Raw genomic sequence first — 22316 nt, forward strand, 5'->3', positions numbered from 1 at the left:
GGCGGAGTTCAGCCGCGAACCCGAAAGCGAGGAGCCGGTGCCGCAGGGGAAGGACCAGCCCGTGTCACGGAAGCAGGACTCGCCTGTGCGCTCGGACGCGCAGCGCAACCGCGAACGCATACTGGCGGTGGCACTGGTCGAGTTGACGCACTGCGCGGACGCCGCGCTGAGCGCGATCGCCAGGAAGGCGGGCGTCGGCCAGGGCACCTTCTACCGCAACTTCCCCAACCGCGAATCGCTCGTTCTGGAGATCTACCGCCACGAGATGCAGCAGGTCGCCGACTCGGCGGCCCACCTGCTCGCGAGCCGCGAGCCGGACCGGGCGCTGCGGGAGTGGATGGACCGCCTCGCCGAGTTCTCCATGGCCAAGGCCGGTCTGGCGGACGCGCTCCGCCAAGCGACCGGCGCACCGGGCGGCCCGAAGAAACCGGGCCACACTCCGGTGACCGCCGCGGCCGACCTCCTGCTCCGCGCCAACGAGGAGGCCGGAACCATCCGTCCGGGCGTGACCGGCGACGACTTCCTCCTCACCATCGCGGGTCTCTGGCTGCTCGACCCGCACGAGGACTGGCAGCCGCGCGCCACCCGGCTCCTGGACTTCGTCATGGACGGACTGCGCGTGGGCGCTCCGGGGCGGCGCGGCTGAGGCTCAGCGGGCATCCGCCCAGGGGCGAAGTTCCAAGCCCGCCACGGATGTTGTGGGCGGGGTGCCCTCCGCCGTGTATGCCTCGGTGGCCGAATCGACGTCGGGGACACAGTGGAGAAGGTGGTCGAACTCCGTTGATTCGGGCTGCACTTCACGCTCCTGGCCGGTTCCGTGGGCAGGGGTCACGACCCCGACAGTGTGCCTTGTCCGATGCGGGGCTAGCCTCCGGGGATGGACATGCGGCTTGCGGCGTACGCCGTATGCATCGAGGACGGACGGGTGCTGCTCGTTCAGGCGGTCGAGCCCGACGGCAGGAGGACCTGGACGCTTCCGGGCGGCAGGGTCGAGCACGCGGAGGACCCGTTCGACGCGGTGGTCCGGGAGGTCGCCGAGGAGACCGGGCTCGACGCGGTGGTGGAGCGCCTGCTCGGGGTGGACTCCAGGGTCGTACCGGCGGCGGCACGCTGGAGCCCCGGCCGGTCCGACCTGCAGAACGTCGGCATCTTCTACCGGGTACGCATCCAAGGCGGCCGACTCCGCCCCGAACCGAACGGCGACACGGCCGGAGCCGTCTGGACCCCGGTGGCCGAGATCGCCGGGCTCGGTCGCTCGTCGCTCGTCGATGTGGGGCTGGCGCTGGCACAGACCCTTCCGGCGACCGGACACGTCGCTCCGGTGCCTTTGGGCGGTCTGATTCGGCACTGAGGGGCCGGGCTCGCGGTGCAGGCCGCGACGAATGCGTACGTGCTAGAGCGGGACGACGGTCGTCTCGGTCGCCTTGATGCTGGTCCACACCGCCGTGCCGTCCGCGAGGCCGAGTTCGGCGGCGGCCTGCGGGGTGATCTCCGCGACCACGTCCGGCGCGTGCGCGGAGGCGATCAGCACGCGCAGCCTGCTGCCGCTCGTGGTGATCTCCCGCACGGTGCCCTCCCAGACGTTGCGGGGGCTGCCGCCGGGCTTGTCGCGGTGCACGGAGACCGCCTCGGGAGCGATCACCGCGAGCGCGGGGGTGCCTTCCGGGAGCGGGTCGGCGGTGATGAGGGTGCCGCCGTCGTCGAGGGCGAGGCCGTCGGCGGTGACGGTGCCGGGCCAGGCGTTGCGGCCGAGCATGCGGGCCACCCAGGGGGAGCGGGGATGCCGGGTGACGTCGGAGGGCGCCGCGTCCTGCAACGTACGACCGTCTTCGAGTACGAGGACGCGGTCGGCCAGGGAGACCGCCTCGACCGGGTCGTGGGTGACGATCAGGCAGACACCGCCGAAACCGGCGAGGTGGGTGCGCAGGGTGTGGCGGACGTGGGCGCGGGTGGTCTGGTCGAGGGCGGCGAGGGGCTCGTCGAGGAGGAGCAGGCGCGGGCGGGCGGCCAGCGCCCGGGCGAGGGCGACGCGTTGGGCCTGGCCGCCGGAGAGCTGGGAGGGCTTGCGGTGGGCGAGGTGGCCGACGCCGAGACGGTCCAGCCACTCCTGCGCGAGGCGGCGGGCCTCGCTCCGGGGCACCTGGTGGGTGCGGAGCCCGTACGCGGTGTTGTTCAGGGCACTGAGGTGCGGGAAGAGGGCGCCGTCCTGGGGCACCCAGGCGACGCCGCGCCGGTGCGGGGCAAGCGCGGTGACATCGGTGTCGCCGAGGTGCAACTGCGCGTGGGCGCGCGGGGTGAGGCCGAGCAGGGCGCGCAGGAGGGTGGTCTTGCCCGCCCCGTTGGGGCCGACGACGGCGATGGTCGTGCCGGGTTCCGCGGCGAGGGTGAGCCGGTTGAAGCCGGTGACCTCGGCGCGCAGCGGCCAGAGGTGGCGTACGGCGTCCACGGGGACGGGGAGTCGCTCGGGCGCCGGCTCCGCCTCGTCGGAAGCGGCTGGGCGGCGTGGTGCTTTCGCCGTCCTGTCGGGGGTGCCGGTCCAGCGTCCGCGCAGGGCGATCAGGACGGTCATGGCGATGACCAGCAGGAGCAACGACACCGAAGTGGCCGCCTCCGGGCTCTCCTGGAGCAGCAGGTACACCTGGAGGGGCAGGGTCTGGGTGGAGCCGGGGAGGTTGCCGGCGAAGGTGATGGTCGCGCCGAACTCGCCCAGGGCGCGGGCCCAGGTGAGGGCCGCGCCCGCCGCAAGACCCGGAGCGACCATGGGCAGCGTCACGGTCAGGAAGACCCGCAGTGGCGAGGCACCCAGCGACGCGGCCGTCTCCTCGTACCGGGGACGCAGCCCGCCGAGGGCGCCTTCGAGGCTGATGACCAGGAACGGCATCGCCACGAACGTCGCCGCGACGACGGCGCCCGCCGTGCTGAACGGCAGCGTGATCCCGAAGGAGTCCTCCAGCCACGGGCCCAGGACCCCGCGCCGGCCGAAGGCCAGCAGCAGGGCCACGCCGCCCACGGTGGGCGGCAGCACCATCGGCAGGAGCACGAGGGAGCGGACGAACGCCTTGCCGGGGAAGTCCACCCGGGCCAGCAGCCACGCCAGCGGCACGCCCAGGGCCAGCGACAGCAGCAGGGCCCACCCCGAGACGATCAGGGAGAGCTGGAGGGCCTCCGTGGTGCCGGGGCTGGTCAGGTGCGCGCCGAGTTCGCCCCAGGAGGTACGGGAGAGGATCCCGACCAGCGGCAGCAGCAGGAACGCGACCGCCACGAGCGCGGGAAGGGCCAGGGCGATCGGCGGGCGGGTGCCTGCGGTGCGGCGGCTGAGACGTTTCATCGGATTCCTGGAGCTGGGAGAGCTGTGCGGGCGGCCCCCCGATCGGGGCCGCCCGCACAGAGGGAAGTTACGGCTTCTGGAAGCCGGCGTCCTGGAGGATCTTCTGCGCTTCCGGGGCGGACAGCCACTTCACGAACTCGACGGCGGCGTCCAGGTTCTTCGAGGACTTGAGCGTAGCCGCCGGGTACTCGGCGACCGCGTTCTGCGCGTCCGGGATGTCGACGGCCTCGACCTTGCCCGCGGCCGACGTGGCGTCGGTCTTGTAGACGAGACCGGCGTCGGCCTCGCCCAGCTCGACCTTGGAGAGGACCGCGCGCACGTTGGGCTCCTGGGAGACCGGCTTCACGGTGATCTTCTGGGCGTCGAGGATCTTCTTGCTGTACCGGCCGACGGGGACCTCGGGGGCGGCGAGCACGACCTTGAGCTTGGTGTTCGCGAGGTCCTTCAGGCTGCCGACCTTCTCGGGGTTGCCCTTGCCGGTCGCGATGACCAGGCGGTTCTTGGCGATGACGGTCGGCGTTCCGGCGTCCGTCTTCAGCCCGTCCATGGTCTTGGTGTCGGCGGTCACCAGGGCGTCGGCGGGCGAACCGGCCTTGACCTGTGCGGCCAGCTCCTGCGAGCCCGCGAAGGAGAACTTCACCTTCGTGCCCGGGTGCGCCTTCTCGTACGCGGCACCGGCGGTCTTGAAGACATCGGTCAGCGAAGCCGCGGCCAGCACCGTCAGTTCGGCGGCCTTCGCACCGCCGTCGGCGGACGGCGACGCGTTGCCGGCGGTGTCCTTCTTGTCGTTGCCGCCGCAGGCTGCCAGCGGGACCAGGAGGGCGGCGGTGACGACCGCGGCGGCGGCACGACGCCGCGTGTGGAGCAGGGACATGAGGGTGGGACTCCTTGTGGAGTGGCCGGCAGGGGCCGGCCGAGCGGATGTCACGCAACTCCGCCGGGGACGGCGACGGGACTGTACGAAGCGGTGGATCTGTACGAAGCGGTGGATCCGGACGCAGCGGTGGATCAGACGCGGTCGATGTGCACGCTGGTGGACTTAACGCGGGCGGTGGCCTGCATGCCGACCTCCAGCCCCAACTCCTCGACGGCCTCCCGGGTCAGCAGGGAGACCAGCCGGTGCGGTCCGGCCTGGATCTCCACCTGCGCCGCGACGTCGCCGAGCTTGACCGCGGTGACGATGCCGGGAAACGCGTTGCGGGCGGAGGTGTAGGACGTGTCGTCCTCGCCGGTGCCGTTCTGGGCGACCTCGACGGAGAACGCGGCCAGGTCACGGCCGTCGATCAGCCGCCGGCCGCTCTCGTCGCGGTGGGTGGCGACGCGTCCGGCATCCGCCCAGCGTCGGGTCGTGTCGGGGCTGACGCCGAGCAGACGCGCGGCCTGTCCGATGGTGTAGGACTGCATGTGCCGCAGAGTAGGGGGCCTGGGCTGGTATCTGCAAAGCCTTGGTGCGAACTTCCATCGCAGATGCGTGGTGGCATGGAGAAATCTACGAGACGACAGGTCCTCCGGGGCCGGTGACGTGGATTTCCTCTTCAAATAACATGACCTGGCTCCGCCGGGAGGCGGCCCGGTCGTGTCGGACAATCCCTCCTTCTTGCGCGCGGTCGGCTCCGCCGACACGACGCGCCGCCGCTACGCGGCGGAAAGCCCTGCCGCGCTCCGCGCGGCCAGCCCTGGCCGGCTCCGCCGGCCCACGAACAACTCCGTTGTTCACCGGGAACGCTCCGCGTTCCCCGTGGGCGCACCGTCGTCGTGGACGTCACTGCGGAGTGGGTAGAGGGGGACGGGGAGAGGGGGAGGGGAACGGAGAATGGGGCGGACCAGGAGGTGCTCATGCATCAACATCCGTACCGGATACGGTCCGTGTCCCAGTTGGCCGATGCCCTCATACGCGTGGCACCACGCAGTGCCGAACTCTGGGAAGCCCGGGAATCCGTGATCGGGCCGGTCGGTGTTCCGGTGAAGCTCTCCCACGGACGCGCCCGTCAGCTGTGGATGGTCGTGGGGATGTGGGACCGGGCTTTGGACATTGGCCAGTTCCCTGAACAGGCGCACCACACGGCGGCACAGCTCTTTACCACTCCGGCGCTCCGCGCATTCTGGGAGCTTGCTCGGGCCGGAGGCCTTCGCAAGCTCGCACCGGAGCAGGGGCGGCCCGCCGAACTGCCGCTCGCGACACTGCGGATCGTCCGGGACTGCCTGAAGATCCTCGCCCAGTTGGTGTCGCCCGACCGCACGGACGTGTGGCTGCCGTCGATACCCCAGACCGACCTCAAGCCCGCGGTGCGCCCGGAAACTCTCGGCACGCTCTACCGGCGGCTGGCGGACCTGGCCGCGACAGGACCACTGGAACGGGACGGCATCGCGCTGTCGTTCGAAGACCGCACCCGGCTGTTGGCCATGGTCGCGATTGTGCTCGCCGCCGCCCCCCGGTCCGGCGAGTTGGCCGCCCTGCGGCTGACCGATCTGGCTCCCGACGAGCAGGCCGTGGGACTGCGTCGCAGGCAGCAGAAGGGCCCGCCGAACCGGGCGGAGAAGATCGCCGAACTCGCCGAAGTCGGCCCCGCGTCCGTACGCGCGGTGCTGTGGGGGCAGCGCCACCAGGTCTCCGAAGCCACCTACCAACGCATCGTGGCGGCACGAAGCACGGTGGATCCTCTGCCCGAAGTCGAGTGGTACGCCCTGGGGAAGGGGGCGCAGGCAGCCGTACGACGCTGGCTCGACGTCCGACGGCAACTGATCGACTCGGGGCCGTTGCAGGGCGGCCAGACCGGATTGTGGGTGACCCTGGTGCCCACCAAAGCCGGACCGCCGGGCATCACCCTGCGCCCGCAAGGCCTGACCCAGGCCTTCGCCCGCGGAATGACCGCGCTGAACTGGCTGATGGGCGCGGAGCACGGGTGGGAACCGATGCCGACCAGGATGGAGCAACTGCGTCGCGCCGTGACGGCGGTGCCCCTTGCCGATCGGCCGGCCCACGGGACCGAACAGACGTGACGGACCCGACGGGACTGACGGGACTCGCCCACGGAATTGCCGAAACGGCGGTACGCCTGCGGTGGGGCGGCCCCGTCACAGCGGGCCCGGTCCCGCCGGAGCGGCCCGGCCTGGATCAGTCCCGTCATCGTAAGCCCAGGTCAGCGCACATGCGGCGGCCCGAACGGGACTGACGGGACTCAAGGTTGCACTTATCAGCTGCACAGCCCCTGGTGTCCTTACGCGCGCGCATGAGGAGACCTTCAGTGCTCAGTGACTCATAAGAGCAAGTTGAGTCCCGTCAGTCCCGTTGACCCCGTGAACCCCATCAGTCCCGTCAACCTCACCAGGACACCAGGACCAGCGATGGGCAGGCAGCGGCCCAGGATGTCCGGGATGTGTGCGGGACGGTTACGGGGCCTGGTCCCGGTTGCGGGCGTACGCGTCGAGCAGGCCCAGCCCCGGATAGAGCTTCGTGACGTTGTTCTTGATCATTCCGGAGGGGGAGGCCAGGCCGATCTCCTGCCGGATGCGGCTCGCGAAGGCCCTGCTCGTCGAGGGACGGATGCCCTCCTCGGAACACCAGCGGCCGTAGGTCTCGTACAGCAGCTTCTGCTCGACGCGCAGCTCCTGGCCGTTGCCCCGCCGGCAGCACTCCTGGAGGAAGCGGCCGATGTGGTCCTCGGTGGCCTGGTAGGCGGCGGTGGCCACCCGGACCGTGGCGGGCCCCGTCAGCGGGTCCCGGGTGGCGAGGTACTGCATGGCTCCCTCGATGAGCCAGTACAGGATGCCGGGGCCTTCGTCGTGGACCAGCTCGGCGGCCAGGTTGTCGATCTTGCGGGCGTTGGGGACCTGCCGCTCGAACGGGATGATCCGCATGCGCCGCCAGAAGGCGTACCCGCCGGTGCCGACCTCGGGGCGGTGGTTGCCCAGCAACCAGAGTTTGTGGGTGGGGGTGAAGGTGAAGAAGTCCTGCCGCATCCGGCGGGCGGTTATCGTGTCGCCGCCGGTGAGGAGCTTGACCCGGGCCTCGTTGAACTTGTCGTTCGGCTTGAGTTCGGAGCAGACGACGATGCGTCTGCCGTGGAGTTCGGTGAGTTCCGTGGAGTGCTCGGAGAACTTCCCCTTCTCCATCAGGAAGCCGGGGGGCGCAGCGTTCGCGTAGTCCCCGAGCAGGCTCGTGAGCACCTCCAGCAGAACCGATTTGCCGTTGGCGCCCAGCCCGTAGAGGAACGGCAGGACCTGCGCCCCGACGTCCCCGGTGATCGAGTAGCCGAGCAGCAGGTGCAGGAAGCGGATCGTCTCCAGCCCTCGCTCGTCGTCGCCGAAGGTGTCGTGGAGGAAGCGGTGCCAGCGGGGGGTCGGCGTCTTCTGCGGAGCGACCGACGTGGCACGGGAGTGCATGTCCGTGAGCGGGTCAGGCGCACGCAGCTCACCGGACCGCAGGTCGACGGTGCCCGCCGGGGTGCACAGGGCGTAGGGGTCGCCGTCGAGAAGGCCGGGGTCCAGCCGTAAGTCCGGAGCCGCCTGCGCCTGGTAGAGCATCGCCTTCATCCCCGAGGTGGAGGCGGAGTACCGGCGGTGTGCCGCGATGGAACGCGCGTCGAACCGGTTGAAGGGATCGTGCTCGGGTATGCCCTCGGCCATGTCGCCGGCGGCCCACACCGCGGCCTCCGTACCGCCGACCCGCTTCCACCGGTACTGGTCCCAGATGTGCCAGCCCATGCCCAGCACATAGCGGAACCGGTGCGCGTTCAGCCGTGCGAAGAGCTTCGCGTTGCCCCGGTCGGTCAGCGCGTCCGGCATGAACGCGCCGGTGGCGGCCGCCGGAGCGGACTGCGCGTCGAGGGGCGCCGACGGGAAGCGGACCACCGGTGGGAGGGGCGCGGGACTGCTCAGGTGCCGGTGCATCTGCTGCGCGGCGGCCTGGGCGTCGAAGCGCGTCGGCTCTGCGCTAGTGTGCGCACTTGCCGGTGGCGACGGGTCCGAAGCGGGAGCTTTCAAGATGCACCCACCGGCCTGCCCCCCAGTCAGAACGCGACGGCCCCTCCAGCTGCGTCAGGCAGTCGATTCCGACTGGCATGGCAAACCTTGGAGCCGCACTGTCCACATCAGTTGATGAGAGCGTCACGCTAGGCAATGCGCGGCAGGGCAGTCAACCCGTGTTGGTTGTTCCAGATCTCGACGCGCGTACCGGTCGATGAATAAAGTGATGTGTCCGAGAGGGGAGACCCCGTGACCACTGCAAGCGATGAGGTGGGCTCATCGCTGGCCGACAAACTGAACCATCTGTTCAGTGTCGTTGTCCCAGCAGGAAGCGCTCCGTACAGCACAGAGGAAGTCGCCCGCGCGATCTCCGCGAGAGGCATCAAGATCTCCGGCAGCTACATCTGGCTGCTGCGCAAGGGTCAGCGAGCGAACCCAACGCTGCGTCACCTTGAGGGCCTGGCCCGTTTCTTCGGCGTGTCCCCGGCGTACTTCTTCGACGACGCCGTGACCGAGACCGTGGACGCCGACCTCGGCATGCTGGGCGTGCTCCGGGACGCCCAGGTCCAGCACGTCGCCCTGGGCACCGCGGGCCTCTCGCAGAAGAGCATCAAGTCGATCAACGAAGTGATCGATCTCGTAAGGGACTTGGAAGGGCTTCCCCCGACCCCCCTGACGCACAAGGGCTAGTTCGGGAAGACCGTACGCATGGCTGCCTTCTGCGCATCCGGTTGTCCGGATACCGCCTGGACCTTGATCCGGTCACGCTGATTTGATCAACGCGGACCGCTCGGGACCACTTCGGTCACCACGGAAGGTCCTTGGGCGGAAGGGCAACCTCGTGCTGCTGGTGACCGGAGCGACCGGAACCGTCGGGAGGGAAGTGCTCCGCAGGCTCCCCGAGCCGACCGCCGCTTCGCCGGTGCGCGTCATGGCCAGGGAGCCCGGACGGGTCACGGGCGCCCCGGAGTCGGCGGAGATCGTCCACGGGGACTTCACGGATGCCCGCTCGCTGGCGGAGGCCCTGCGCGGAGTGCACCGGGTCCTGCTGCTGTCCGTGCCTTCCGCAGAGGGCGACGCGGTCTTCCTGAGGGAGGCGGGGGCGGCCGGGGTACGGCACGTGGTGAAGCTGTCGGCGGCCGCGGTCGCCGACGAAGGGGCCGACGACCTGATCACCCGGTGGCAGCGCCGCAACGAGCAACTGCTGGTCGACAGCGGCCTGGCCTGGACCCTGCTGCGCCCGCGCGCCTTCATGTCCAACACCCTGTCCTGGGCGCGCTCGATCCGTACGGACGACACCGTCCGGGCCCTGTACGGGACCTCGCTCAACGCCTGCGTCGATCCGCGCGACGTCGCCGAGGCGGCGGTGCGGGTGCTCACCGGGGCCGAACACGAGGGCAGGGCCTACCCGTTGACCGGACCGGAAGCACTCAGCGCGGTCGACCAGACGCGGCAACTGGCCCAACTGCTGCGCCGTTCGCTCCAGTTCGAGGAACTGGACGCCGATCAGGCGCGTACCGCGCTGACCGCACGGTACTCCCCGGAGATCGCCGGGGCCCTGGTGGAGAGCGCGGAACGCGGGCGCGCAGGGAGCAAGAGCGAGGTGGACGGCACCGCCCCCGCACTCCTCGGCCGGCCGGCCGGGGACTTCCGCACCTGGGCCGCCGACCACCTGGATGCTTTCCGGGCCGGCTGACGGCGGGTGCTGCCGTACCGCGGTCCGCGGCGCTCAGCCGTCACCGCTGTACGGACCGCAGTGCTCATCTCGTACGGCGCTCAGCCGCCGCTGCCGTACGGACCGCAAGGCTCACCCGGTGCGCCGGGCGACCGTGATCCGAGGTTCGCCCGCGGTGTCGCCGAGCGTGGTGATCTCCTCGAAGAAGTCGCCCCGCAGCAGCGCGCTCACCTGCGCCGGCTGTGCCTTGTCGTGCTCGATCGCCAGCCATCCGCCCCGGCGCAGCACCGCCGTCGACAGCTCGACGATGCGCCGGATCAGCAGGAGGCCGTCGGCCCCGCTGTAGACGGCGCTCCGCGGCTGGTGCTCGGACCATTCGGGCAGCAGCCGCCACAGCGGGGAGACGTAGGGCGGGTTCGCCATGACCACGTCGGTGGTGCCCAGATGGGCGTCCAGACAGCCGGGCTCGGTGAGATCGGCCGCCTGCACGAAGACCGGGCCCAGCACCGACTCGTTGCGCGCCGCGTTGCGGGCCAGGTACTGCAGGCAGGTGTCGTCGCGCTCCACGCACGTCACCGACGCGTCGGGGCGACGCCTGGACAGGGCCAGACCCAGCGCCCCGACGCCGGAACACAGGTCGAGCACCCTCCCGCCGCGCGGCAGCGTCGCCTCGGACGCCGCCCACTCCACCACGCTGGTGCTCTCGTACCGGGGAACGAACACCCCGCTCCCGACGACGAGTTCAAGACCGTCGAAGGGCACAGCGCCGATGAGGTGCCCGAGCGGGATGCGACGGCAGCGCTCCGCCACGGCGGTCTCGAAACGGGCCAGTGCCATGGGCGACTCCTCGGTCAGGAAGCGTGTCCGCAGTGCGGTCAGGTCGCCCTCCACGTCCCACACGCCCGCCTCGGTCAGGCGGGTGCGGGCCCGTTCACAGGCCTCGTACACCTGCGGCACCGTCGTCATGACCGCACCGCGCGTGCGTGAGCGTGTGCGCGCGCTGCGCGGACGGTGTTCCGGCCGGTCCGCTCCCGTCCCTCGGACGTTCCGGATGTCTGTACGGTCACGGCAATCCCCTCTGGGTGGCGGGGGCCGGTGCGTGCCGGCCCCCGCGAGCAGACCTGTCCTTCGGTGGTGCGCCGGTACGGTGGGCCGCGGTCCCGGCGGGGGACCGCGGCCCCGAGCCGCCTTACGCCCGGTCGTCCTGCGCGGCCCCCGCGAGGTAGTCGGCCAGGTGCTCGCCCGTGAGGGTTCCGCGCGCGGCGACGAGATCGGCGGGGGTGCCCTCGAAGACGATGCGGCCGCCGTCGTGGCCCGCGCCGGGACCCAGATCGATGATCCAGTCGGCGTGGGCCATCACCGCCTGGTGGTGCTCGATGACGATGACCGACTTCCCGGACTCCACGAGCCGGTCGAGCAGGCCCAGGAGCTGGGCGACGTCCGCGAGGTGCAGACCGGTGGTCGGCTCGTCCAGGACGTACACGCCACCCGTGTCGCCCATGTGCGTGGCCAGTTTCAGCCGCTGCCGCTCGCCGCCGGACAGCGTGTTGAGCGGCTGGCCGAGGCTGAGGTAGCCGAGACCCACCTCCACGAGGCGTTCGAGGATCTTGTGCGCCGCCGGAAGCCGGGCCTCACCCGCGGCGAAGAACTCCCCGGCCTCGGTCACCGACATCGAGAGGACCTCGCTGATGTTGCGGCCGCCCAGGCGGTGTTCGAGGACCGAGGCGTGGAACCGCTTGCCGTCGCAGTCCTCGCAGGGGGTGGAGACTCCGGCCATGATGCCCAGGTCGGTGTGGATGACACCGACACCGTTGCAGGTGGGGCAGGCGCCCTCGGAATTCGCGCTGAACAGGGCGGGCTTGACGCCGTTCGCCTTGGCGAACGCCTTGCGGATCGGCTCCAGCAGACCGGTGTACGTGGCCGGATTGCTCCGCCGGGAGCCACGGATGGGACTCTGGTCGATCGAGACGACGCCCTTGCCGGCGGGGATGGAGGAGTGGACCAGGGAGCTCTTGCCGGCACCGGCGACACCCGTGACGACGGTGAGGATGCCGAGCGGAATGTCGACGTCCACGTCCTGGAGGTTGTGCGCGGTGGCCCCGCGGATCTCCAGCGCCCCGGTGGGCGTGCGGACGGTGTCCTTCAGGGCCGCCCGGTCGTCGAGGTGGCGCCCGGTGACGGTGTCGGAGGCGCGCAGCCCCTCCAGGGTGCCTTCGAAACAGATCGTGCCGCCCGCCGAACCGGGGCCCGGACCGAGGTCGACGACGTGGTCGGCGATGGCGATCGTCTCCGGCTTGTGCTCGACGACCAGGACGGTGTTGCCCTTGTCGCGCAGCCGCAGCAGCAGGTCGTTCATCCGCTGGATGTCGTGCGGGTGCAGGCCGACGGTGGGCTCGTCGAAGATGTACGTCACATCGGTGAGCGAGGAGCCGAGGTGGCGGATCATCTTGACGCGCTGCGCCTCGCCGCCCGACAGAGTGCCCGAGGGCCGGTCCAGCGAGAGATAGCCCAGCCCGATCTCCACGAACGAGTCGAGGGTCTGCCGCAGGGCGTCGAGCAGCGGCGCCACCGAGGGCTCGTCCAGGTCGCGTACCCACTTCGCCAGGTCGCGGATCTCCATCGCGCAGGCCTCGGCGATCGAGACCTGCCCGATCTTCGAGGAGCGGGCCCCCTCGCTGAGCCGGGTCCCCTCGCAGGAGGGGCAGGTGGTGAAGGTGACGGCGCGGTCCACGAACTCCCGTACGTGGGGCTGCATCGACGCCCGGTCCTTGGACAGGAACGACTTCTGGATCTTGGGGATCAGCCCCTCGTAGGTGACGGTGGAGTCACCCGCCTTCACCTTGGTCGCCTCCCGGTACAGGAAGTCCTGCATCTCCTGCTCGGTGAACTCGCGGATCGGCTTGTGCGGGTCCAGGAAGCCGGACTCGGCGTACGTACGCACCGTCCACCAGCTGTCGGACTTCCAGCCGGGGATGGTGAACGCCCCCTCGGCGATCGCCTTGGAGTCGTCGTACAGCTGAGTGAGGTCGATGTCGGAGACGGTGCCGCGGCCCTCGCACTGCGTGCACATGCCGCCGGTGCGGCTGAAGTCGGCGGTCTCCGTCTTGTTGCCGCCGCCCGCCACGGTGATCGAGGCGCTTCCGCTGATCGACGCGGTGTTGAACGAGTACGCGCTCGGCGGCCCGATGTGCGGGTCGCCGAGCCGGCTGAAGAGGATGCGCAGCATGGCGTTGGCGTCGGTCGCGGTGCCGACCGTGGAGCGCGGGTCGGAGCCCATCCGCTGCTGGTCGACGATGATCGCCGCCGTCAGCCCCTCCAGGACGTCGACCTCCGGCCGCGCCTGACTGGGCATCAGGTTCTGTACGAACGAGGGGTAGGTCTCGTTGATCAGCCGCTGGGACTCGGCGGCGATCGTGGCGAACGCCAGCGAGCTCTTGCCCGAGCCGGAGACCCCGGTGAACACCGTCAGCCTGCGCTTGGGCAGCGCGATGCTGACGTCCTTGAGGTTGTGCTGGCGCGCACCGTGGACGCGGATCAGGTCGTGGCTGTCGGCAGCGTGCGGCACGGGGGAGGACGTGGCGGAGGTGTGGGGCATGTTCCTGTTTTCTCCAAGGCTGTGGTGCGGCCGGAAGGGCGGTACGACGGTGGCGCCGCCGGAAGCGACCCCCCGGCCCCGACGGGGGGCGGAGCCGGGGGGCCGGTCATGGGTCAGCGGCTGAGGTCCCGGAACCTCTTGACCGCCAGCGGGAAGAAGATCGCGACCAGGAGCACCGGCCAGGCCACGGCCAGGAGCTCCGCGTTCGTCGCGGCCCAGGAGTCCCCGGCCGCGCTCTGGTTGCCGAACAGTTCGCGCACCGCGGTGGCCGTCGCCGACATCGGGTTCCACTCGACGACCGCGCCGAGCCAGGCGGGCATCGAGGCGGGCGTGGCGATGGCGTTGGAGAGGAAGGCCATCGGCCAGACCAGGATCTGCACGGCCTGCACCATCTCCGGCTTGCCGGCGACCATCGCCAGGTGGAGGCCGATCCACAGCATCGCGAACCGCAGCAGGAGCAGCAGGCCCACCGCGGCCATGAAGGAGGCGAATCCGTTGTTCCAGCGCCAGCCGATCGCGGCGCCGACGCCGATCATCACGGCCAGGCCGACGACCGACTGCAGCATGTCGGCGATGCTCCGGCCGACCAGGATCGAGCCGGAGTTCATCGGCATCGAACGGAACCGGTCGATGACCCCCTTGCCGAGGTCCTGGGTGACCGAGAGCATGGTCGCCTCAAGACCGAAGGCCATGGTCATGGTGAGCATGCCGGGCACCAGGTAGGACGTGAAGTCCCCCTCGACGCCCTTGCCGCCGCCGATCAGGAAGCCGAACATCAGCAGCATCATCACCGGGAAGACCAGCCCGACGACCACCTGCACGGGCTGGCGCGCCCAGTGCGCCAGCTCGCGCCGGGTCATCGTCCAGGAGTCGGCGAACGCCCAGCTCAGCTTCGAACCGCTCCCGTGCGTCGTGCTCACCGGGGCCGTCGTGGGTGCGTGGTGGGTCGCGGTCATGCGGCCTCCTCCTTCGTCAGGTGCATGAAGACCTCGTCGAGGGTCGGCCGGCGCACGGCGATGTCCTCCGCCTCGATGCCGGCCTCCTGCAGCGCCCGTACGGTCTCGGTCAGGGCCACCATCCGGTTGCTGATCGAGGCACTGACCATCCGCCGGTCCTCGTCCTTGTCCACGGCGCCGGGCAGCAGGGCGGCGGCGCGCTCCAGCTGCGCCACGTCGTGCAGGATGACGTCGATGCGGTCGCCGCCGGTCTTGGTCTTCAGTTCGTCGGCCGTGCCCTCGGCGATGACCTGCCCGCGGTTGATCACCGCGATCTGGTCGGCCAGCTGGTCGGCCTCCTCCAGGTACTGCGTGGTCAGCAGTACGGTCGTACCGCCGCCCACCAGGGAGCGCACCGCGTTCCACACCTCGGTGCGGCCGCGTGGGTCGAGCCCGGTGGTGGGCTCGTCCAGGAAGAGCACCTGCGGCCGGGAGATCAGGGACGCCGCCAGGTCCAGGCGCCGCCGCATGCCGCCGCTGTACTGCTTGATGGCCTTGGTGCCGGTGTCGGTGAGGCCGAACTGCTCCAGCAGCTCGTCCGCCCGTGCACCGGCGCGCCGGCCGCCGAGGTGGTAGAGACGGCCGAACATCTCCAGGTTCTGGCGGCCGCTGAGCTCCTCGTCGACGGCGGCGTTCTGGCCCAGCAGCCCGATCCGGGAGCGCACTTCGTCGGCTCGGGTGCGCACGTCGATGCCCGCCACCTCGACGCGCCCCTCGTCGGCGCGCAGCAGCGTGGACATGATGCGTACCGCCGTGGTCTTGCCGGCGCCATTGGGGCCGAGGATCCCTTGGACGGTCCCGGCCCGCACCGTGAGGTCGAGGCCGTCGAGAGCCTGCTTGTCCTTGTACTTCTTGCGCAGACCTTCGACGACGATCGCCAGATCGCGGTCAGACAAAGCACCCTCCTTCAGTCAGTGGATAAACTTGACTAGTGATGCCACCATAGGGCCTCACCGCCGTTTGGTCAAACTTGATTAGTCGCGCTGAAGGTACCGTAGATTTGGGACTAGTCAAACTTGGATAGAACTCATCCGGGCACAACTGCGTACGAGGAGAAGGAGGATGCCCATGTCACCGATCCGGCTGCTGGTTCTCGGCGCGGTCCGCCAGCACGGACGGGCGCACGGCTATCAGGTGCGCAACGATCTCGAGTACTGGGGGGCCCACGAGTGGTCGAGCGCCAAGCCGGGCTCGATCTACCACGCGCTCAAGCAGATGACGAAGCAGGGGCTCCTCATCGCCCACGAGATCGCGCCCAGCACTGCCGGCGGCCCGCCCCGCGTGGAGTACGAGCTCAACGACCAGGGCACCGCGGAGTACTTCAAACTGCTGCGCGACGCCCTGAGCTCGCACGAGCAGAAGTCCGACGACCTCTCCGCCGGCCTCGGCTTCATCGTCGACCTGCCCCGCGGCGAGGCCATCGCCCTGCTGAAGGAGCGCGTCTCCGGGCTGGAGCAGTGGCGCTCCGCCGTCACCGGGTACTACACGCCGGAGGCCGGGCCCGAACAGCTTGGCCACATCGGCGAGATCATGAACCTGTGGGTGCACTCCGCCGACGCCGGTGTGCGCTGGACCCGCGGGCTGATCGAACGGATCGAGGGCGGCGCGTACGCCTTCGCAGGGGAGGGCGACCCCTTCGTGGGCGTACTCGCCGACGACGAGCCGAACCCCTTCGCGCCGGACCGGTACCCGGAGGGGGTGCGCTAGCGGGGCAGGGGGACTCTTCGGCACCTCTCGGGATGGTAAAGAAACCGGACGCCCGGTATATTCTGCGCCATTCACCGAGGGCCGAGGGGGGCACCGCTGTGCAGGAGAACGGTCGGTTACGGACGCAGGTGGCGGTGGTCGGCGGGGGACCCGTCGGCATGCTGCTGGCAGCCGAGTTGGCGAGCCAGGGAGTCGGCACCGTACTCCTGGAAGCACGGGACGACGTCAGTGAGCGGCCCAAGGCGAACACGCTGCACGCGCGGGCGGTGCAGTGCCTGGCCAGGCGGGGCCACCTGCCCGGTCCCGCAGCCCCGCCCGGCAGCGGCACGAAAGGCATGCCCTTCCATTTCGCGGGCCTGCCGGGACTGGTGATCACGGCCCCCGACCGGGAACCGCAACCCCTCCTCAAGTACCCCCAGGCACAGTTCGAAAGGGGCTTCGAGGAGCGGGCCCGGGCGGCGGGCGCCCGCATCCTGCGGGGGCACCGGGTCACCGAGGTCGCCGAGCAGGACGGCTGCGTACGGATCGAGGCCGAGGGCCCGCACGGCCGCAGCGTGCGCGTCGAGGCGCAGTACGCGGTGGGGGCCGACGGAGCCCGCAGCGCGGTGCGCGAACACGCGGCCATCACCTCCGACACCGAGCCGGCCACGGTGTCCGCCCTGATGGGAGCCGTGACCCTCACGGACCCCGGGGCGCTGCCCGACGGCTGGCAGCACACCGCACACGGCTGGATCGTCGCCAAGCGCGACGCCGGGGGCCTCACCCATGTGCGCACCCTCGACTGCCGGGGCGCGCACCCCGGCCGGCACGCACCTCCCACCCTGGAGGAACTGCGCCGGGAGGTCTCCCGGATCGCCGGGCGGGACATCGCCATGACCGGGCCGCGCTGGCTGGGCAGGTTCAGCGACGTCACCCGCCTCGCCCGCACCTTCCGTGCGGGACGCGTCTTCGTGGCGGGCGACGCGGCGCACGTGCACTTCCCGATCGGCGGGCAGGGCCTGAGCACCGGAGTGCTGGACGCGCTCAACCTGGGCTGGAAGCTGGCGCTCGCGGTGCGGGGCACGGCGGCTCCCGGACTGCTCGACACCTACGACGCGGAACGCCGCCCGGCGGCCCAGCGGGTCATCGACAACACCCGGGCCCAGCTCGCGCTGATGCGCCCGGGATCCGAACTCGACGCCCTGCGCGGGGTGTTCCGCTCGCTGCTGCTCACCGACCAGGAGAGCGGACGCCGGCTCAGCGACCTGATCAGCGCCCAGGACACGGTGCTGCCCGCCCCCGCCGGGGACGGCGGCCCGGCAGCCGGCACGTTCCTGGCCAACCTGGCGCTCACCACCGCGACGGGGGACACCGACGTGATCGAACTGCTCCAGGAGGGCAGGCCGCTGCTGCTGCTCCTCGGCGACGGGGGAGCCCGCCACCTCGACCGGGCGCGTGCCTGGGGCCGGACGCTGAAGGTGGTCCGGGCCGAGCCCGTACCCGAAGTGCCGTACGAGGCAGCGGTGGTACGGCCCGACGGCTACCTGGCATGGACGTCGGACGGCGGCGACCTGGAGGCGCCGCTGTCGGCGTACTTCGCCCAGGACGCCGCGGCGGGCCGCCCCTGACGGAGTGTCGGCAAGGGCCGGGGGCCGGGTTCGGGCCACCGGCTCTCAGCCGACGGTGTCGAGCGCTTCCTGCGCCTGCTGCGCCAGGGAGGCCTGCAGGGCCTCCTCGTAGACCCTGGCCCCCCGGGTCTCGGCGAGGTCGAGCGAGGCGAGGATGGAGGGGGCCACCGCGCTGGGCAGTACGTGCCGCAGCATGGCGGAGACCCTGGTGACCAGGTCGCGGTACTCGCAGATGGCCTGGGACATGGACTGGATGCCGGCGAAGGAGCCCACGATGACGGCGGCCGTCTCGGCGGGCACGGCGTGGGGCAGCAGTTCGCCCCTGGCCTGGGCCTCCTCCAGCAGCGGGACGCCGACCTCGACCCAGCGCAGGAACGGGCCGCTGCGGTCCAGGCCCTCCGACTGCTGATCCATCGTCAGCCGGACCGCGGCGCGGACGATCGGGTCCGTCTGCAGGCGATGGGCGTGCAGCATCACGATGTCCACGATCTCCTGCACCTTGGAGACGCGGTGCGGAACCTGGATGCTGTGGTCCTGCTCCGCCAGGACGGCCTGGGCCAGGTCCTCCTTCGAGACGAAGTGGAAGTACAGGGCGCCCTTGGTCGTCCCCGCCTCCTTGAGGATCTGGGCGATCGTGGCCGCCTGGTACCCGTGCACCTCGAAGATTCTGGCCGCCGCCGTCAGGATCGTGCGGCGGGTACGAATGGCTCGGACCTGCTCGGCCACGGCGCCTCCTGATTCCTCGGGGTGGTTCGGGCGGTCAAAAAAACCGCTCAGTCCGTATCTTACGGTGGGGTGCCGCGGGGTCGCCCCCGAGGACGTCAGCCCTCGTCCGGTGCGGCCGTGACGGTGCAGGTGAAGACCGGGACACCGCTCTGCACCGCGGTCACCAGGACGCTTCGGCCGCCTTCCGGGGAGGGTGTGGGCAGCGGCCGGGCCTCGATCGTGCAGGGCTGCGCCAGTTCGGTGTAGCGCGCGAACTCGCAGGCGAGGTTCACCGGGAGGTAGTGGGGGCGATCCAGCACCACCGCGGTGGCCTGCCGGGCCGCCTCGATCAGGACCATGCCCGGCACGTGGTCGACGGCGTGCTCGAAGAGGACGGGATGGCGGGTGTCGGCCCGCAGCAGCCAGCGGTTCTGTGCCTCGGTGGGGGACAGGACGACGTCCATGGGCGAGAGGCGCCCCACCCGTGCCGGAGCCGTCGGGGAACCCGGCGCGGACGGCCGGCAATCGCTGGCCGGTACGTGTGCGCCGCGCAGCCGCCGGTAGACCTTCGGTGCGAGGCAGGAGAAGGACCCGCCGCCCGTCGCGGCGACCTGGCCGTCGCGGTGGAAGACGGCATCGAAGCGCATGCGGGAGAGGTTCTCGCCCCGCCGGACGACCTGCGTACAGGTGACGGAGACGCTGAGTGCGGCAGGTTCGTACCCCACCTCCAGGTGCTGCGGCCGGACGGCGAAGTGGAGGTCCTGGATGAGGAACTGGTGGCCGAACGGCACACCGAACTCCGCGTGCCCCAGCAGGATGCCGATCTGGCGCAGGGTCTCGCAGCCGATCAGCGGGTCGTGGCGGCCGTCGGCGACCGGGGTGAAGAAGCTGTGGCCCCGCGGCCACTGGGCGGATATCACGAAGCGGGTGTCGTCCACCCGTCGCCAGCCGGTGAGCAGCACTTCGGCCACGGCGGACCGGTGCACCAGTTCGCGAGGGACGGTGCTGGTCAGCGTCGCGGGTCGAGGGCGGTCCGGGCGCAGTGCGGAGTCCGCGCAGCACCTTCCCGTCCGTGTGTCGAACGCTGTGAGTTCGTCCTGAAACGTGCTCGCCGGCACTGCTCCCCCTGGAATGGTGCGCGATGTGTCCGAGTGGCGTCCGGTCGAAAGATATCGACCGACCGGGATGTCTACCAGGGCAGTGGATTTCGCCGGACGACCCTCTTCCGGTTCGTTTGTCCGCCCTGGTGGGGGCCGGTATCCGAGGCGGTGCGCGCGGGGATTGCGGGGCTCGGCGGCCCGCTGCCTCCAGCGTGCCTCGAGCGGTTCTCGAGAGGCTGCCGCATCCTCCCGCGTCTCTCCGGCGGGCTGTGGGGCGGTTCGGTCGCCCGCGCCGTGGGTGTGCGTTGTCCTGGCCGTTCAGTAGAAACGGCACGCGCGGTTTGTTATGTTGGCCCGCAAGGGGGGCCGCACCGTGGCGGCGGCCGCGGTGGTGGGGTGTGCTCGTACGCCTCGACCCCGGCCCTTTTCGACAAGTGCCGTGGTTCTCCGCCTCTTCACCCTTGCTTCGGCGGACCCGGTACCCCCCTTGCAGTGATGGAGCGGTCGATGGTCAAACAGGAGCGTGCGGCGCGTACACGAGAAACCCTGATCCGGTCCGCGGCGGAGGTTTTCGGCCGGGAGGGCTTTTCCAGGGCGTCGCTCACCGCGATCTGCGCGCGTGCCGGGGTGAGTGCGGGCGCACTGCACTTCCACTTCGAGAGCAAGGCCGCCCTGGCCGACGTCGTCGAGGCGGAGGCGCTGAGCAGGCTGCTGGCCGTCATCCGCACGGAATTCCCGGCCGAGGCCGGCCATGTGCAGCTGCTGGTCGACACCACGCACCGGCTCGCCGACGCACTCTGCCGTGACGTGGTGCTCCGTACGGGATTCTCCCTGGGCTGCGAGCTGTCCCACCCGGCCGGAACCGATCTGCGGGACCACTGGCGGTGCTGGGTGGAGCAGGAGCTCGTCCAGGCCGAGGCCAAGGGGGAGCTGCGCCCGGGGGTGGCGGCCCAGGACGTGGTGACCACCGTGGTGGCCGCCACCGTGGGGGTCGAAGTGCTCGGTGCGCGGGACGCGCAGTGGCTCTCGGCGGGGACGGTGAGCCGCATCTGGCGGGTGCTGCTGCCGTCCGTCGCGCCGGATCCCCTGCTGGCGCGGCTCGAGGCGGGCGGCAGCGGGCCCCGCTAGGACGTCGGGGAAGGGCCCGGTGCCGCGCGCGTCAGCGGTGCCGGGCCTTTTGCGTGCACGGACCACATAAAGAAGACCCCAGGGTTTGTTTATGGGGCCCATCGGCCTGCAGTGAGTGGATCATGGCTTGATCCAGCACCTTTTCGGAATCTTGTAGGTTTAGTAAAGGTGCAGGTGAGGGCAGTAAGTAAGAGCCTGCTGGAACGTAAGCGCAGACAGGACGGTGTGGTCGGTTTTCTGTTGACAAACCGATGGCCCTGTTTTTTACTGAGGTCGCTCATCCATGGCCTTGGACAGGGGAAATCTCGTGGACATCGCACTACTGGGCACTCTTGCGGTCCGGGAGCAGGGTTACTCCATCACCCCCACCGCCCCCAAGGCGCGACAAGTGCTGGCGCTCCTCGCACTCCACGCCGACCAGGTCGTTCCGGTTTCGGCCCTGATCGAGGAGCTGTGGGCGGGCACACCGCCGCGCAGCGCCCGCACCACGCTCCAGACGTACGTGCTGCAGTTGAGGTCCCTCATCTCGGCAGCCCTGGAACAGGGGCAGGAGAAGGGGCAGGAGGGTGCGCCGGGCCGTGCGGGACGACGCACCGCCAAGGACGTACTGCTCACGCTGCCCGGCGGCTATCTGCTGCACAGCGGGGGCGGCACCAGTGACGTCCGGGAGTTCGACCGGCTGGTCGTCAGGGGGTCCCAGGCGATGGACGCGGGCGACTTCCCCGGCGCGGCCCGGCTGCTGCGCGAGGCGTTGTCCCGGTGGTCGGGACCGGCCTTCGCCGACGTGGACAGCGGTGTGCAACTGGACACCGAGGCACGGCGGTTGGAGGAGACCCGGCTGTGCGCCCTCGACCAGCGCATCGAGGCCGACCTGCGCATCGGGCGGCACCGGGAACTGCTGGCGGAACTGACCGTGCTGGCCGGCCGCTACCGCACCCACGAGAACCTGCACGGCCAGTTCATGCTCGCCCTGCACCGTTCCGGCCGCCGGGGCGAGGCCCTCGACGTCTACCAGCGGCTGCACCAGACCCTGGTGCGTGAACTCGGGCTGGAGCCCTCGGCCGTCCTGCGCAGGCTGCAGCGGTCGATCCTCATGGCCGGCCCCGACGCTCCTCTCAGTGCGGCGGAATTCCACGGCGACCGCGTCGGCTGAGAAGCAGGTTCCGAGACGGTATTCCCCTTCCTTCCGCTCTCCTTCCTTCCGCTCTTCTTCGCGCGGAATTCCACGTCATCCCTGCGTTAAACCAGTCACGGCCTGAATTCCGCTGGAGCATACCTTGAGCGGAATTCAACCGAGGCTGGTGCAGTGGCATGCCGAAAACCTTCGAGCCCGTACGAAAAGGGACGTGACCGCAGCTCCGGGGCGCGTCCCGCTCCCGGGAATCATGGATTCCAGCAGTTCAGGAAATCGGCGAACGTGCTTTGTTGGAGACGGACTCGACGAGCGCTCAAGGAATCCGTGGGGCCGCCTGGGGTCCCGCTACTGTGCCTCCGTCGCAGGCTTTATCCAT

The 22316-nt window shown here is 70.5% G+C and carries 19 protein-coding genes; 9 read left to right on the forward strand and 10 right to left on the reverse strand.

Going from position 1 to position 22316, the window contains the following annotated elements; all coding sequences use genetic code 11:
• Positions 1-61: 61 nt before the first annotated feature.
• Positions 62-646 carry a TetR/AcrR family transcriptional regulator gene (locus IE269_RS33755; RefSeq protein WP_189827073.1) on the forward strand — a complete coding sequence of 195 codons (585 nt, stop codon included), beginning with the start codon at positions 62-64 and terminating at the stop codon, positions 644-646.
• A gap of 231 nt (positions 647-877) precedes the next feature.
• The gene (locus IE269_RS33760) at positions 878-1351 is read left to right on the forward strand and encodes an NUDIX hydrolase (RefSeq protein WP_189827074.1); all 474 of its coding nucleotides are present in this window, start codon (positions 878-880) and stop codon (positions 1349-1351) included.
• 42 nt (positions 1352-1393) lie between these two features.
• Here the strand turns inward: IE269_RS33760 and IE269_RS33765 are convergent, their stop codons facing one another.
• From IE269_RS33765 to IE269_RS33775, 3 genes are all read right to left on the reverse strand, one after another.
• The gene (locus tag IE269_RS33765; RefSeq protein WP_189827075.1) at positions 1394-3328 is read right to left on the reverse strand and encodes an ABC transporter permease; all 1935 of its coding nucleotides are present in this window, start codon (positions 3326-3328) and stop codon (positions 1394-1396) included.
• Between the two features lie 67 nt (positions 3329-3395).
• A complete protein-coding gene (gene modA / locus IE269_RS33770; RefSeq protein WP_189827076.1) occupies positions 3396-4202 on the reverse strand; it encodes a molybdate ABC transporter substrate-binding protein in 807 nt (268 codons plus the stop codon).
• Positions 4203-4336: 134 nt separating this feature from the next.
• Positions 4337-4732, reverse strand: coding sequence for a TOBE domain-containing protein (locus IE269_RS33775; RefSeq protein ID WP_189827077.1), 396 nt, complete (start codon positions 4730-4732; stop codon positions 4337-4339).
• 492 nt (positions 4733-5224) lie between these two features.
• On the opposite strand from IE269_RS33775, the gene IE269_RS33780 reads away from it, so the two are divergent.
• Positions 5225-6328 carry a hypothetical protein gene (locus IE269_RS33780; RefSeq protein WP_189827078.1) on the forward strand — a complete coding sequence of 368 codons (1104 nt, stop codon included), beginning with the start codon at positions 5225-5227 and terminating at the stop codon, positions 6326-6328.
• 390 nt (positions 6329-6718) lie between these two features.
• On the opposite strand, the gene IE269_RS33785 is transcribed toward IE269_RS33780, so the two are convergent.
• Positions 6719-8218 (reverse strand): DNA primase family protein, encoded by a 1500-nt coding sequence (locus tag IE269_RS33785; protein ID WP_189827079.1) that lies wholly within the window; start codon positions 8216-8218, stop codon positions 6719-6721.
• A gap of 324 nt (positions 8219-8542) precedes the next feature.
• On the opposite strand from IE269_RS33785, the gene IE269_RS33790 reads away from it, so the two are divergent.
• Together IE269_RS33790 and IE269_RS33795 are read left to right on the forward strand one after the other, a co-directional pair.
• On the forward strand, positions 8543-8983 hold the full coding sequence (locus IE269_RS33790) for a helix-turn-helix domain-containing protein (RefSeq protein ID WP_229898437.1): 441 nt from the start codon (positions 8543-8545) through the stop codon (positions 8981-8983).
• Positions 8984-9134: 151 nt separating this feature from the next.
• Positions 9135-9989 carry an NAD(P)H-binding protein gene (locus tag IE269_RS33795; RefSeq protein ID WP_189827080.1) on the forward strand — a complete coding sequence of 285 codons (855 nt, stop codon included), beginning with the start codon at positions 9135-9137 and terminating at the stop codon, positions 9987-9989.
• A 111-nt stretch (positions 9990-10100) separates the two neighbouring features.
• Here IE269_RS33795 and IE269_RS33800 read toward each other — a convergent pair whose 3' ends face one another.
• The 4 genes from IE269_RS33800 to IE269_RS33815 all read right to left on the reverse strand — a co-directional run bounded on the left by IE269_RS33800 (position 10101) and on the right by IE269_RS33815 (position 15454).
• Entirely contained in the window at positions 10101-10934 is an 834-nt protein-coding gene (locus tag IE269_RS33800) for a N5-glutamine methyltransferase family protein (protein ID WP_189827081.1), read from the reverse strand.
• Between the two features lie 223 nt (positions 10935-11157).
• Positions 11158-13563 carry an ATP-binding cassette domain-containing protein gene (locus IE269_RS33805; RefSeq protein WP_189827082.1) on the reverse strand — a complete coding sequence of 802 codons (2406 nt, stop codon included), beginning with the start codon at positions 13561-13563 and terminating at the stop codon, positions 11158-11160.
• Between the two features lie 113 nt (positions 13564-13676).
• Positions 13677-14519, reverse strand: a complete 843-nt coding sequence (locus IE269_RS33810) for an ABC transporter permease (protein WP_189827083.1) — start codon at positions 14517-14519, stop codon at positions 13677-13679.
• Positions 14516-15454 carry an ATP-binding cassette domain-containing protein gene (locus IE269_RS33815; protein ID WP_189827084.1) on the reverse strand — a complete coding sequence of 313 codons (939 nt, stop codon included), beginning with the start codon at positions 15452-15454 and terminating at the stop codon, positions 14516-14518. The genes IE269_RS33810 and IE269_RS33815 overlap by 4 nt, the downstream gene beginning before the upstream one ends.
• Positions 15455-15626: 172 nt before the next feature.
• Here IE269_RS33815 and IE269_RS33820 point away from each other — a divergent pair, with 172 nt between their 5' ends.
• The gene (locus IE269_RS33820) at positions 15627-16265 is read left to right on the forward strand and encodes a PadR family transcriptional regulator (protein WP_189827085.1); all 639 of its coding nucleotides are present in this window, start codon (positions 15627-15629) and stop codon (positions 16263-16265) included.
• 98 nt (positions 16266-16363) lie between these two features.
• The gene (locus tag IE269_RS33825) at positions 16364-17872 is read left to right on the forward strand and encodes an FAD-dependent monooxygenase (RefSeq protein ID WP_229898436.1); all 1509 of its coding nucleotides are present in this window, start codon (positions 16364-16366) and stop codon (positions 17870-17872) included.
• A 45-nt stretch (positions 17873-17917) separates the two neighbouring features.
• Here the strand turns inward: IE269_RS33825 and IE269_RS33830 are convergent, their stop codons facing one another.
• A complete protein-coding gene (locus IE269_RS33830) occupies positions 17918-18598 on the reverse strand; it encodes a ScbR family autoregulator-binding transcription factor (protein ID WP_189827087.1) in 681 nt (226 codons plus the stop codon).
• A gap of 95 nt (positions 18599-18693) precedes the next feature.
• Complete coding sequence (locus IE269_RS33835; RefSeq protein ID WP_189827088.1) at positions 18694-19695, reverse strand: ScbA/BarX family gamma-butyrolactone biosynthesis protein; 1002 nt, start codon at positions 19693-19695, stop codon at positions 18694-18696.
• Positions 19696-20184: 489 nt separating this feature from the next.
• Here IE269_RS33835 and IE269_RS33840 point away from each other — a divergent pair, with 489 nt between their 5' ends.
• Positions 20185-20805 (forward strand): ScbR family autoregulator-binding transcription factor, encoded by a 621-nt coding sequence (locus IE269_RS33840; RefSeq protein ID WP_189827089.1) that lies wholly within the window; start codon positions 20185-20187, stop codon positions 20803-20805.
• A gap of 307 nt (positions 20806-21112) precedes the next feature.
• Positions 21113-21958, forward strand: coding sequence for an AfsR/SARP family transcriptional regulator (locus IE269_RS33845; RefSeq protein WP_189827090.1), 846 nt, complete (start codon positions 21113-21115; stop codon positions 21956-21958).
• Positions 21959-22316: the final 358 nt, after the last annotated feature.

This window comes from Streptomyces spiroverticillatus, from assembly GCA_014650415.1.
GTDB lineage: Bacteria > Actinomycetota > Actinomycetes > Streptomycetales > Streptomycetaceae > Streptomyces > Streptomyces spiroverticillatus.